This is a genomic window from Cupriavidus sp. BIC8F, from assembly GCF_032465815.1.
Classification (GTDB): Bacteria; Pseudomonadota; Gammaproteobacteria; order Burkholderiales; family Burkholderiaceae; genus Cupriavidus; species Cupriavidus necator.
Genome location: NZ_CP136094.1, coordinates 4,037,169 through 4,050,085 on the forward strand (window position 1 = coordinate 4,037,169; position 12,917 = coordinate 4,050,085).

12 protein-coding genes and 2 tRNA genes are annotated in these 12,917 nt (G+C 60.8%); 2 read left to right on the forward strand and 12 right to left on the reverse strand.

Annotated elements, in window-relative coordinates; genetic code table 11:
- Positions 1 to 17: 17 nt before the first annotated feature.
- A complete protein-coding gene (locus RS901_RS18805; protein WP_316150407.1) occupies positions 18 to 1,121 on the reverse strand; it encodes an AI-2E family transporter in 1,104 nt (367 codons plus the stop codon).
- A gap of 278 nt (positions 1,122 to 1,399) precedes the next feature.
- Here RS901_RS18805 and RS901_RS18810 point away from each other — a divergent pair, with 278 nt between their 5' ends.
- The gene (locus RS901_RS18810) at positions 1,400 to 2,824 is read left to right on the forward strand and encodes a patatin-like phospholipase family protein (protein WP_316150409.1); all 1,425 of its coding nucleotides are present in this window, start codon (positions 1,400 to 1,402) and stop codon (positions 2,822 to 2,824) included.
- 29 nt (positions 2,825 to 2,853) lie between these two features.
- Here the strand turns inward: RS901_RS18810 and RS901_RS18815 are convergent.
- Together RS901_RS18815 and RS901_RS18820 are read right to left on the reverse strand one after the other, a co-directional pair.
- Positions 2,854 to 2,930 (reverse strand) — tRNA-Arg (locus tag RS901_RS18815).
- Positions 2,931 to 2,981: 51 nt separating this feature from the next.
- On the reverse strand, positions 2,982 to 4,241 hold the full coding sequence (locus tag RS901_RS18820; protein WP_316150411.1) for a GGDEF domain-containing protein: 1,260 nt from the start codon (positions 4,239 to 4,241) through the stop codon (positions 2,982 to 2,984).
- A 409-nt stretch (positions 4,242 to 4,650) separates the two neighbouring features.
- On the opposite strand from RS901_RS18820, the gene RS901_RS18825 reads away from it, so the two are divergent.
- A tRNA-Pro gene (locus RS901_RS18825) sits at positions 4,651 to 4,727 on the forward strand.
- A gap of 203 nt (positions 4,728 to 4,930) precedes the next feature.
- Here the strand turns inward: RS901_RS18825 and RS901_RS18830 are convergent.
- From RS901_RS18830 to RS901_RS18870, 9 genes are all read right to left on the reverse strand, one after another.
- Positions 4,931 to 5,374 (reverse strand): lysozyme, encoded by a 444-nt coding sequence (locus tag RS901_RS18830; RefSeq protein WP_316150412.1) that lies wholly within the window; start codon positions 5,372 to 5,374, stop codon positions 4,931 to 4,933.
- On the reverse strand, positions 5,371 to 5,844 hold the full coding sequence (locus RS901_RS18835) for a hypothetical protein (protein ID WP_316150414.1): 474 nt from the start codon (positions 5,842 to 5,844) through the stop codon (positions 5,371 to 5,373). Before RS901_RS18835 ends, RS901_RS18830 begins: the two co-directional genes overlap by 4 nt.
- A 30-nt stretch (positions 5,845 to 5,874) precedes the next feature.
- Positions 5,875 to 6,126 (reverse strand): hypothetical protein, encoded by a 252-nt coding sequence (locus tag RS901_RS18840; protein WP_316150416.1) that lies wholly within the window; start codon positions 6,124 to 6,126, stop codon positions 5,875 to 5,877.
- A gap of 63 nt (positions 6,127 to 6,189) precedes the next feature.
- Positions 6,190 to 6,363, reverse strand: a complete 174-nt coding sequence (locus RS901_RS18845; protein WP_316150417.1) for a hypothetical protein — start codon at positions 6,361 to 6,363, stop codon at positions 6,190 to 6,192.
- A 50-nt stretch (positions 6,364 to 6,413) separates the two neighbouring features.
- Positions 6,414 to 7,460: a hypothetical protein gene (locus RS901_RS18850; RefSeq protein WP_316150418.1), complete on the reverse strand. Its 1,047-nt coding sequence runs from the start codon at positions 7,458 to 7,460 to the stop codon at positions 6,414 to 6,416.
- A gap of 11 nt (positions 7,461 to 7,471) precedes the next feature.
- A complete protein-coding gene (locus RS901_RS18855; protein WP_316150420.1) occupies positions 7,472 to 8,188 on the reverse strand; it encodes a hypothetical protein in 717 nt (238 codons plus the stop codon).
- A gap of 2 nt (positions 8,189 to 8,190) precedes the next feature.
- Positions 8,191 to 11,391, reverse strand: a complete 3,201-nt coding sequence (locus RS901_RS18860) for a phage tail protein (RefSeq protein WP_316150421.1) — start codon at positions 11,389 to 11,391, stop codon at positions 8,191 to 8,193.
- A 2-nt stretch (positions 11,392 to 11,393) separates the two neighbouring features.
- Positions 11,394 to 11,819: an NlpC/P60 family protein gene (locus RS901_RS18865; protein WP_316150423.1), complete on the reverse strand. Its 426-nt coding sequence runs from the start codon at positions 11,817 to 11,819 to the stop codon at positions 11,394 to 11,396.
- Positions 11,820 to 12,914, reverse strand: a complete 1,095-nt coding sequence (locus RS901_RS18870; protein ID WP_316150425.1) for a DUF2163 domain-containing protein — start codon at positions 12,912 to 12,914, stop codon at positions 11,820 to 11,822.
- Between the last annotated feature and the right edge of the window lie 3 nt (positions 12,915 to 12,917).

Genomic DNA, 12,917 nt, shown 5'->3' on the forward strand with positions numbered 1-12,917 from the left:
GAGCGGCCCGGACCACTTCAGGTCTGTTGCTGGTTGCCGGGATCCGCATGCGGCGGCGGGTCTTCCACCCATTGCCAGAACAGCTGATACCCGACCGCAAGCACCACCGGGCCGATGAACAGGCCAATCACGCCGCCGGTCACCATGCCGCCCAGGGCACCGATCAACACCACCGGCATCGGCACATCGACGCCACGCCCGAGCAGCAGTGGCTTGAGCACGTTGTCGGCCAGTCCCGCCACGAAGACATAGATGGCGAAGACGACAGTGGCAACGCTGGCACCTTCCGTGGCAAAGACATAGATGATCACTGGCACGGTGATCAGCGTGGCCGGCAACTGCGCGATGCCCAGCAGCAGCACGGCCATGGCCAGCACGCCCGCGGCAGGAACGCCCTTGATCACAAAGCCTATGCCGATCAGCAGCATCTGGATGAAGGCGATGCCGACCACCCCCTGCGCCACCGCGCGGATGGTCGCCGTGCATAGCGTGGCGATGCGCGGGCCCCGCTCCGGGCCGAAAATGCGCGAGGCAATCTGCACGGCGCTACGGTTGCCGGCCTCGCCGTAGGCCATGAAAATGCCCCCGATAATCAGCGCGAAGACGAAGATCAGCAGCCCCTTGCCGATGCCGGCGGCTGCGGCCAGCACGGCCAGGCTGATTTCCTTGATCTGAGGCGCCAGCGTCTGCACCAAGCTGGCCAGGTCCGAGGCGGCATGCAGCCAGAGGTCATACAGGCGCTGGCCAACCAGCGGCCAGCTGGCGACCGACTCATGCGGTGGCGGAATATGAATGCCTTCGCTCTTGACGATGGCGATCGCATTCTCCATCGAATCGACCATGGCGGCACCCAGCAGGTAGGCTGGCAGCGCAATGATGGCGATGGCGGCCAGCACGATCAGCGTGGCGGCGCGGCCGTCCTTGTTGCCCAGCCTGCGCCTGAGCCTGACCTGCAGCGGGTAGATGGTCACCGCCAGGATCACGGACCAGACAATGAGATCGAGGAAGGGGCGGAATATCTTGAAGCAGAAGATTGCCAGCACCGCGATCAGCCCGGCACGGATCAGCACATCGAGTAGTCCGCGGGACAGCGCTCTCTCTGAAGTGGGCGTGGGCAACATCGCTGGTCTCCCTGCAGATCACCGCAAAAGTACCGGATCGGCAACCTCATCGCCGCACATTCGCCAAGCCAGGTTACGTACCGATCTCTTGGACAGGTGAAATCCAGTCTAGACGAGTGACGGGGCCGGGACAACCTCAAAACGTACGCCTATCGCTACATTGGCCATCTAGTATTGGGGGAGTTGCAGGGCGCCGACCCGCCCGGTCTGGTTCGTCCTGCATTCGCCGCGGAGGACCTATGGCCAGATTGCCGACCTCAGCCTTGGCCGTCATTTCGATGCTGCTGCTTGCCGCCTGCGCCTCCCGGCCAGTCAATCCGCCGATCGCCCACGCGGACCAGAGTACCGGCTATCGATTCGTCACGCGACCCCAGTACGCCGCGGACAATGAGAACCTGGTCATCCTTGCCTTCTCCGGGGGCGGTACGCGCGCGGCGGCATTCTCGTATGGCGTGCTTGAGTTCCTGCGCAATACTGAAGTCGTCGGACCCAAGGGCAACCGGTCACGCCTGCTCGACCATGTCGGCGTCATCACCGGGGTGTCAGGTGGCAGCTTTACCGCCCTCGCCTACGCCTTGTATGGCGACAAACTGTTTGAACACTACGAACAGAGCTTCCTCAAGCGCGACGTGCAGGGCGAGATCACGTTCCGGACGCTAAATCCGGCGTATTGGCCGTCGTTGTGGTCGAGCGGATGGGGCCGTTCTGAACTGGCCGCCGACCTGTATGACGAAATCCTTTTCCATGGGGCAACCTTTGGCGACCTCTATCGGGGCAAGGGTCCGTTCATCATTGCCTCGGCCACGGACATCTCGACTGGCGCACGCCTGCCATTCACGCAGACCACCTTCGACGTACTCTGCTCCGACCTCAATGCGCTGCGCCTTTCCCGTGCCGCCGCGGCATCGTCGGCAGTTCCCGTGGTCCTGACGCCCATCACGCTCAACAACTACGGCGGCAATTGCGGCTACGTGCCTCCCGACTGGATCAAGCCATTTATCGATGCCAGCGACCCACCCCGGCCGGCCGCTCGCGCAACCCGGCACCTGAAGGAAGAAGCGGAATATGGGGACAGCATCAACCGGCCCTATATCCATGTCGTGGACGGCGGCGTCTCCGACAACCTGGGCATGCGCAGCGTGCTGGATTCCCTCGAGGTCCTGGAGGCCCTGCACCTGACCGGCCAGCCCTCGCCCCTGGTCCATATTCGCAGGATCGTTGTCTTTGTCGTCAATTCGCTGTCCACGCCCCGGACGACATGGGACAAGTCGGAGTCTGCGCCGGGTACGCTGGAGATTCTGGTGAAAGCCACCGGCGTGCCAATCGACCACTATTCCTATGAGGCGACCGAACTGTTGAAGGACAGCCAGTCCCGGTGGCAAGCCATGCGCCGGCTGCGGGAGTCCCGCGCCTTTGCCGCGAACAAGGATGCCGCCGTCACTGCGGCGTTGCGCACGCCGGACGCGACCATCTATGCCATCGATGTGTCGTTTGCCCGACTGACGGACAAGGCGGAACTGGATTACCTGAATGAGCTGGCGACGTCGTTCTCGCTGCCGGCCGAAGCCGTCGACCGCCTGCGCGCCGCCGCGGGAAAGATCATCCTGGAGTCGCCCGATTTCCAGCGCTTGCTGAAGGACGTCGGTGCCAGGATCGTGACAGACCCGGTGCCCGGGAATCGCCCGGCGGGGACGAGTCAGTAACCTGGATCGATGGAATGGCCCCTGGGGGCTGGCGCGTCCTAGAGGACTCGAACCTCTGACCGCTCGCTTAGAAGGCGAGTGCTCTATCCAACTGAGCTAAGGACGCGAAGGCGTGCATTCTACCGCAGCGCCGCAGCGCAGTGACAAGCGGCGCGGGTCAGGACGCGGCACGCGGCTGTCCGCGCGTGATGTAGTGGCCATCGACAGCGCCGCTATCGGCGCCCGCCTCGCTGCCGGCCGGATGCAGGGACACGCAGTTGCGCCCTTTCAGCTTGGCGTCGTACAGCGCGCGGTCGGCGCGGCGCATCAGCGCATCGGCGCCTTCGCCCGGCTGCCGCGTCGCCAGGCCGATGCTGACGGTATAGGCGATCGGGTCGGGCTCGGACGGGCATGGCGTGGCGCGCACCGCCGTGGCCAGCCGCAGGCAGGCCAGCCGGCCCTGCTCCAGCGCCGTATCCGGCATCAGGATGGCAAATTCCTCGCCGCCCAGGCGCCCCGCCACCTCGAGCTGGCCGAAACTCTTGCGCAGTTGCCCGGCGAAATGCCGCAGCACGCTGTCGCCCGCCAGGTGGCCGTAGACATCGTTGATCGCCTTGAAGTGATCGAGGTCGACAAACGCCACCGTCAGGGGCTTGCGCTGCCGTTCGGCGCGCAGGCAGGCTGCCTCCAGCTCCTCCCAGAACGCGCCGCGCAGCAGCACATCGGTCAGGTCGTCATGGCGCGCGCGCCGCTCCAGCACGCGGCGCAGCCGGTCATGCGCCATCAGCGCAAAACTGACCGACACGCCCACCAGTGCAAAGATGTTGAGCATGGCCAACTCGCCGTCCCACGGCATCGGCCGCGGCCAGGCGCCGCCCTGCATGACTGCCGCCAGCGGCAGCGCCACGGTCCATGCGTTGATGGCTGCCGCGGCGATGACGATCAATACCAGCGACAATGCCGCCAGCCGGCCGGTGCCGCGCGTGGCCGGCACCGACGGCATGGCGCTGCGGGCCAGGTCCAGCAGCAGTGCGATATGGCACATCGTCAGCAGCGGTGCCATCTCCGGCACCAGCGCCGGCACGGCAAGATACTGCGGCGCCAGGTCCTGCCAGGCCACCGCCGCTGCGGCCGCCAGGTTCAGCGCCAGCAACGGCGCGGCGCGGCCCGGCCGGCCCGCGAAGTGCCGCGCGCCCACGGCCATGACCGAGAGCGCCGCCAGCAGCGCCAGGTCGCTCGATTCCAGCACCAGCCAAAGCGGGCGCAGTTCCTGCACCGCCGCCAGGGCCGCGGCCATTGCCGCCAGCACACTCCCCAGCGCCCACGACGTCAGGCCGCTGCGATCCATGCCCGCCGAGCGGCGCAACACCACGCAAACCACAGCCATCTGCAGGGCAAACAACCCTGCGATGAGCACAACTATGTGCGACTGAAACATCTTCATTCCCGTCCAAGGCGACTAGCGGTGCTCCGCATGGCGCCGCTGTTACCTGCTCTTTACCGGTCCTGTGTCGGACCGTTGTTATCAATGCCGCATACCCGGTTTCAGGACGCCTGGCGCCGCCAGCCGGCAGACGCAAACCGGCCGAGGCGCCCGCCGCGGGCGGGAGCGCCGTTCTTGTTGTGGTGATCAGGTCAGTCCGGAAGGAAATAGGCAAACCGGGCGTTCCCAAAAGCACGCCGGTCGGACTGGTGCGGTTTGCGGATTATCCCAGCGCGCAAACCCAAGTCAAGCCAAAGCGCCCCCGCCAGAAGGGGGAGCAGGCCGGCAAGGTTGAGCGCGCCAGAGCGGGCATCATCACATTAGATTGACCGCAAGCCCGGAGCCCAGCTACAATCGCCGGCTTCGGAGCGTAGCGCAGCCTGGTAGCGCATCTGATTTGGGATCAGAGGGTCGTAGGTTCGAATCCTATCGCTCCGACCAGAAATATGTAATGGAATCAGCGGCTTAGACGGTGACGTCTAAGCCGCTTTTTTCTTTCCCTAATAGCCTCCCTAATTAATTTTGGGGCGTTCCCTAATATCCAGTGGTTTGGCCGATTTATCCAGTGCTGTATTAAATCACAGTGGTTGGGCAGCTAGACCGGGCGCTTCGAGCACATTTCTATTCAGATTTGGTGTGAGCGACTAGCCGCCTGCCGATAGGTAGAAGCCCCGCTCCCGCCGCCGGCGCAGGGTCAGCCCATTGACGACGCGGCCGCCAGACTTGTTCCATAGCAGGAAGGCGTTCGCCGCCAGCTCCCACTCGCCGGAGTTCGTTTTGCGCTTCACCGTGCTGGCGTTGAAAGCGCCCAGCCCAATGTTGTAGGCCAGGCTGCCGCACGCCGCGGCGCGCTCCGGTGGCTCCAGCCACAGCATTGGCGCCCGCTTGTAGACGCCCAGCAGGAATTGGGACACCCGCATGCGCAGCACGGCGTCAGCCTGGGCCTGCGTCCAGACCATCCCTTCCTTGACGCCGGCCGTCTCGCCCCACCCGATCGTCCAGATCCCACGCACGTCCCTATACGCCTTAAGGCGGCAGCCCTCAAAGCGCATGATCAGGCTGACCAGCAGCTCGAGCGCGGCTTTCATTGCTTCTTCTCGAATGTGCGACCCACAAACCAGAAGCCCAGGATGCCGGCGAGGATGTTCGCATCCTGGTCGGTGTATAGCTTCAGGATCGCGTCCCAACCACTGATGCCGCCCTGCAGCGCCAGCACGAACATTGCGACCTTTGCTGCGCCGTATAGGAGCAGGAAGTAGTACGTCGTCAATGGGCGCACCAGGAAATTCAGCCCGTCCACAAGCTTGTCTCCGGTGACCTGCATCTGGCTCTTCAGCGCCTCAGCCTGGGCATCGAACATATGCACGATCTGCTCGGCATTGAGCTGCGTCTCAACGAGAGCCTGCTGGTTCGCGCCCTTGAGTTGCTCAAGCGCGAACTGCTTATCCATCATGGCGAGCTCATGCTCGTTGTCGGTCTTCTTGTTCATGAAGGAGAAGACCTCGGGAAGCAGGCGCAGCAGGCCGCCGCCGAGCAGCGATAGGATCGATAGCAACATGGCAAACTCCGTTCCGGTTCCGTCAGAAAATTACTTCCACACGCCCTTGACTGCTGACCAGGCGCCCACGATTGCCGACACCGCGGCGGCCATGTAGGCCACTGGGCGCGCAATCTTTCCAATCCACTCCAGGGCCCTGAATGCCCCCGAAGCGGCCGCGAACGCTTGGACAATGTCGGCAGTGTTCACCTCGACGCGCGCCGTGGCCTCGCTGTTTCGTTTCAGTTCGGCCTCGAGCGTGTCGACTCGGCTCACCAGTTCCTGGAAATTCGCGTCACCCATTCAAACCTCCCAATGAAAGAAGCCGCCCGAAGGCGGCGCGACACTGATACTTGTTTTCCCCTGCTACGTGCATGCCATGATGACGGGCTTTGCGCTGGTCGCGCTCACTACGTCGGTGATGACTTCGATTGACAGAAAGCGGAGTCGCGAATTCGTCGCGCCGAAGTCGGCACTCCCTACAACCTCGGCGGCAATGCTCGTTACCCGCGTTGCCGCCGCAACGCTGGTCATGTCCATGATGACTTCTATGGGCGCATTTGAAACGCGCGTGTAATCGCCAGCCATGGTTAATCCCCGACGCCTGCAATCATTGCGTTCACGTTAGCGGCAGTCCACGCCGCGCCCGTAGCATCCACGCCCCATACTGTCGTGCTTACCTTGTTGACGCCGCCAGAGCCTAGCGTAAGCGTGGCGCCGTTCGAAGTGGTCGCGCCCGTCTTGAGCTTCGGGATAAGGCTCGCGCTTGCCGTGCCGGGGTTCTGAGCAAGGATCAATTGCACGACGGCATTAATGGTCGTTGGCGTGAAGGGCAGAGCGCCGAACGTGTACATATCGGCGTTGCCGGTGCCGCCGTCCTGCACGTAGTTGGCAGACGACCAGCCTCCATTAACCTGCGTATAGTGCGTCGTTCCGCTATTAGGCGTGAATTGCGACGGCGTGCTATCGCCCGCTGGCGAAAGACTTACGATGCGGCGCGGCCCTAGCGGGAACGTGTTAAAGGTCGTGCCCTGGTCATCCCAAAAAATAAAATCGTCAAAGATAGGCGCCGAGGCGACAAACGTGCCATTAAGACGCGCGGCAACAATCGGGTAATACGTACTAGAGACAACCGTTGCAATGCCGGTAACTGTCGCGTCGAGAACGCCGTCTACATAAATTGTGCTAGACCCCGTGGCGCCGGTTGCTAAAAGCCATTCAACCTCAATCCAATGGTATTGGCCGTCGCAAACGTTCGCTGTGCCCGTGGCAAGCGGGGTTCCGGTAGAAGATCCTAATTTATTCGTGCTGACCCGCCCAGACGGAGCGCTTACGTAAACGGCGGCAAAGCTTGTGCTTGCACCAGAGTCGAGCGTAAATATTGGATAGTTGTTTGCTGATCCCGAATTGTTCACTTTAAAGTAAAAGCCCGCGCGAACCTTGTTCCCAAGAGGAATAGACGGCGATCCATACATTGCAGCTAGCGACGAAGAGGCATTAGAAACCACTACCCCATTCCCGCCGAAACGACCAGCGCCACCCGTTTGAAGCGTCAAATTGGTATAGCCTACCCAACGGTTTGCCATTTGCGCCGAAGTCGTGTAGCTATCGAAGCCATCAGAAAAATAAAGCGTCATGGTTTCCCCTCTTAGCGGGTCGCGTTAAAGGTAAGGCTTACATTCGCAAGCGATGCGTCGGCGGTAGAGGGCGCGACGATGGTCAGAATATCGCCCGCCGCGAAAGTTACCGCACTGCTAAACGTCACGGTCGGCACTGTGGCCGCCGCCGCCCATAAAAGCGTGCCGATGCTTGATCCGTTCTTATTAAGCGTTACGGTCGTGCTTCCCGTGGCCGCATTCCCTGCGCTGAATTGCGAGCCGGTTAGGCTGATGGGAAAGTTTACGGAGCGCGTAAAGATGATTCGCGCAAGGATTTGGCTATTCGTCATCGTGCCGGGAAAGAACATCGGCATATCGTACGGATTGGTGCCCGCAGCAGGCACAAGCGCTACGGGCGCATATTGTCGGCGGTCTAAATAGTTCGTAACGCTCGTCGCGTTCGTCGTGATTTGATAGAGCGTAATAGAGCCCGCAGGGAACGAGCTAGTGCTTACGCTAACGGCTCCCGTAGAGGCATTCGCATAGACGTAATTTGTTGCGCTAGCGGTGAGCGTAACCGTGCCGTTTGCAATGGCGTTTCCGTTGAAATAGCCGCCGTAATAGCCCCACGTTAGCGCGCTGGTCGTCGTGTCGCGACGCCCCCAAGTTGTCGCGGGGCTTGCCGCATCGAACAGGCCATTCGCCGTAACCTCTTTGTTGCTTTGGTTCGCCGCGATTTGGTTAAGAAGCGTGCTTTGATCTGACATGCTTACCTCACGATAGAAGTAGTTACGGCGTGCCCAAGTACGCCTTGATCGCTGTTCTGTGCCACGCTGAAATTAATCGTGTTCCCTGCGACAAACCCATCGGCGGCGATGCTCGCGGCGGTATAGGTGTAGCTTGTCGCAGCGGTGACAGTGACGACGCGAATTTGCGTTCCGGTCGCCGTGCTGATGGTTAGCCGATAACTTTCAGTCGCCTGGTCAAGCGGCACGTTTGCGCCGTTCAGCCACGCCGCATTGACGCGCGCCCTGCGAACCCACGAAAGTGAGATATCGCTAACGCTCGCGGCGCTGCCAGAGAACGCCGAAAAGCAAACCGGCGACAGGGGGCGAATGCACGCTTCGCTAACGAATTCGCTAACCGGCGTACCCGGTACAAGCTTAATCGGCGCGATTGTTTGCGCTTCGTGATAAAGCGTCGTGCCGACGTCGGTAACGTTGACGGTTTCTCGAAACAGCGTAGACGGGTCGAGTAATACGAACGCTTCCCCGGTGCTATGCGACGACATGGCCCACTCTGTACCGACGCGCCCGCGAAGCAATCCCGACAGCGTGTACGTGTTCGTTCCGGTTAGCGTGGCGTTGCGAAAGAAGATTACTTCGCTGCCTACTACGCACGCGTTCACCTGATTGAGAAAGTCGGAATAGCTAACCGAAGACAGCGAGCCGTTATAGAGCTTCACGATTAGCGTGCTGCCCTCGTCGGGGATGTTGCCGCCCGTCCAATTCGCAAGCGCCGAAGTCGTTGCCCCCATCGTCGCGCCCTTGAACCATGCTTCGGCCTGCGCATAGGAATTGCCGTCACGCGACAAGAGCACGTTTGCGCCGCCCCAATTTGAAGCGAGGCCGCACATTGCAAGGTAGACGCCGGGGGTTGTGTCGGTATCGCGAAGCGGCGGCACGTCGAGAACCGCGAGCGCCGTTTGCCCGTAATAGCCGATGACTTGCGGCACGAACCCGGCAGGGGCGCCCCCGATGGGCGTATAGGTCGCGGGGTTCGGATAAATCGTCGGCTCTTCTGCGATGGCCGACCACTTCATAGCCGCTTGCCCGTCGTACTCGCATGACACAAGGCGAACAAGATAGGTAGAGCCGTCGTCGCGCGTCAGATAAACGACGTCGCTAGGTTCGTAGGCGATGTATTCAAGGCTCGTCGAAAACTCGAACGTTTGACGGCCTAGCCACTCCGCTAGCAACTGACTTTGCACGATGCCCGCCGCTTCGTTCGCGGTAAGCACAAGCGGGAAATCGTTTGCGGAGAACTTGCGCGCATGCGTGCCCAGACGCATTGCGGTTTGCGTATTCGTTTGGTAGTCGCTATCCCATTCGATGAAAGACAAGGTAAGTTGCGCGGATAAATCTAGGTCTTGCGCAATAACCTCTTTTATGGGGTTCTGCGCCTCTTCGTTCGTCATGGATTGCGAAACGCCTAGATCGGCGTACGGAATCGTGACGGCAGGCGCGGCGCCGCGCGGGACAAACTTAAGCTTTCCGCCCGTGTCGCTTACGTCGATAAAGTACGCCGCCAGTAGCCCCGCGATGTTGTTGCGCGCGTCGCTATGATTCGTGATGCCGTAGCCGTATGTTTTCTGCGTGACGGCGCTAACGTCGAATTGCGACGACGACAGGCCCGCGCGCGTACAAACGTCCGCGAGAATGTCGCTTACCTTTACCTGCGCGTCGCTGAATGACTGGTAGACAAAGACGAGCGTTGGCGAAGACTGCGAGTTATTCATAGTGCCGAACATGAAAACGCCCGGCGACACGACGCGCATTGAATGGGTATAAATCGGGCTAGGCACTGACGACGTTATGAGCGTGCTTACGCCGCTTGCCGTGTCGAGCTTGTAGAGCACGCCCCCGCATATGTAAAAGATCGTGCTGTCATCCTGCACACATCCGACGCACCCATAGTCGACTGCGACCCCTGGCATGGTGCCTAGAGTCGCGACGAGCGCGAGCGTATTGCGGTCAAATCGGCATATAGCAGGCGTGCCGGTTTTGTTGCCGCCATCCATGGCGTATAGGTACGAGGCCGTAACGCCAAGTAGCTTCCATGTGCCATTAACCGTGCTGCGCGTCGTAATGCTTGGGTTCGTTAGCGAGCCCTTATAGATCGCGGTCGGGTAATCGTAGTCTTCCGTATCGGTTACGTAGAAGTCGCCGCCGCTCTTTAGCCAGTAGGGCGTCTGTGTAAAGTTGTTAAACGCCGGGAAGTTGTAAATCTGCTGAAAGCCCGTGCCTAGCTGCGCGTCGAACCATCCGGCAATGATGCCGGTGCCGGGGTTATAGCGTGACACGAACCCCGGAACGTCGGCTAAACCGTAATATGGGCCGTTTGTGTTGGCATCCCCCGGCGTATAGCTAACGGCGTCATAGACCGTTGCGCCGTACGGATCAAGGCGCCAGAAGGTTTGCCGCGTGGTTCCGGCAAGATAGCCGGATTGAGTCGTGTAGCCGATTCCGCTAGTTCCGCTCAGATAGTTAAAGCCGCCGCCATACCCCGGCCCCAACCCTTGCGCGGCGCTAGCCGTGACGGTCGTATAGACGCCCGTAGCGCCGTTCATAACCTCAAACGAGAAGCTAGGCAAATAATTGCCGTAATTGCTCAGGTCGAAGTTATCAATTACGACATACGCGAGCCCGCGAAACGCAGGCGTATTCGCCGCGCCCTTGTCGGCCTGTATGGCCGCGTCTGGTTGCTGCGTTTCATCACCCAGGTAGATACGAAGCGAAAGGGCGGCCACGCCGCTAGCGATGTTTTGCCCGAAGCCGCTTGCCGTGCTTACGTCATAGATAAGCGTGTTGTTAGCCCAAATTCGACGCACGCCCTGAATCGGCCCTTCACAGAGCCCGACCGCGACGGACACGCTATAGCTGTATGTCGTCGAAGACGGGCCGCCCTTGCCTCCCTGGTTGTGCCCTACCTTTGTCGGCTGGCTCATCCATAGGACATTACCAGCAAGGCGGTACATGCCATACACGATTGGGATTGCGTTCCCGTAGGTGCTGGACTGAATCCTTAGATCGGCAGGGTTCGGCCCTTTCTGGTTCTCATGGAAGACTAGCCCGCCAACGCCAGCGCCGACAAGAAAGCCGACTTGCGCGCCCATCGGGTTGCCGCCCGATGCGTAGAACCCAACGACGGCGCCAACGATGCCTAGCGCTAGCTGCCCTACTTGACCCATGATTAGCGTTCCAATTCGTGAAACTCGAAGAAGCCCGCAATAGCGCCGCGCCAAGCATCGTCCAAGCGATGCTCTACGACCTTGCGGCTTTGTATGTACGCGTGCGTCATTAACCATTCGTCGCCGTCTACTGCGGTGACGATGCCTAGATGACTGGGGCGGCTCTGCCATTGAAAGAGAATCACGGCGCCGGGGGCGACGTCGGCGAGCGTGATTCGTTGCATATGCGCCTCGCAGAGCGGCAAAAGCGAACCATCGGGGTAGCGCCCATACCCCTGCATATCGAAATCAGTTAGCCCTAGCGCTTTACCGGCACAGACAAGCAGGCCGCCGCAATCGACGCCAACGCCCTTTAAACGGCCTTGGTGATGATATGGAGTGCCAAGCCATGTACGTACCTCTGCAACGAATTCGGCGCGGCTGACCATTTAAGATCCCTGTGAGCGGAAAATCGTATCTGGGCCGGGAATGAACGGCTCGCCCCTGAAATTCACGATGTTGTTAAATCGCGTGCCGCATGTTCCGGGGGTACGGTCGCAACCCGGAACAAGCGTGTACGTATCGCCCGGTTGAATGGCGCGGCTCATCGGCAGCGCGAGCGTCAGCGCGCCGACGCTTGAGGTTCGTACGTCCATGCTGTAGCCCGCGTTCAGGCCGCTGGTAAAAGTCAGCAGGCCGAAGGCGTAGAAGCCCTGCGCATAGCTGTAATTGATATGTACGAGCTTGCCCGCGTCGCCGGAAAAGAAGTCGTACACGCCGCCTGATAGCGTGTACTGGCTTGTGCCGGGAAGCGACCCCACTTGCGTCCACGTAGCCCCGTCCGCGCCGACGACCGATAGGCCCGATTGCCAACTTCCGCCGCCTGGTGCAACGACGGATATTTGCCACGGCGTCACGCTTGGGATAATTCGTCCTTGCGCGTCGTTGTAAGGGGTCGCAACGCCCACGGCGGTTAGCCCCGTGTCGCTGATGCCAGTGCGGCCCGTCACGGCGCCTACGGTGCCGCTATAGGTCATGGGGCCGATGGCAACCTTGCAGCGCGCGTCGCCCAGTGTGGCGCGGCACGTCGGGCTAAATTGCTGCCCCATTTCCTGCTGCATCAGTTGGGCGAGCCCGCGAAGTTCGGCAACGTAGCGACCGTTAAGAATCGTGAATTGCCCAAGTACGCCGGAAGAAAGAACGACCGTACCCATGGTCAAATTGGCGTAGTTGACGATAAAAATCGTTACCGCCGAAAAATTCCAAAGCCCCGCCTCAATGTCGTTGCGATTAACCGGGCCGTTCTCGCGGAAGAGCGCATTTACTTCCATGTTGTTCGTCGACAAGTCCGACGACATTTGCATTGCGCTGGCCTGATAGCCCGCAAAGCTGATGTACGTTTCGCCGTTGACGACGAGGGGCGTATCGTGATCGGTGAAGCCGAACATTGTTCCGTCTGATGCACGTTGCACCCGCCAGCACGTCGCAACCGTAAGCGCGTCCCCCGCGAGGTGCGCGGCCATCGCTGGCGTAATAGCTCGCATGTC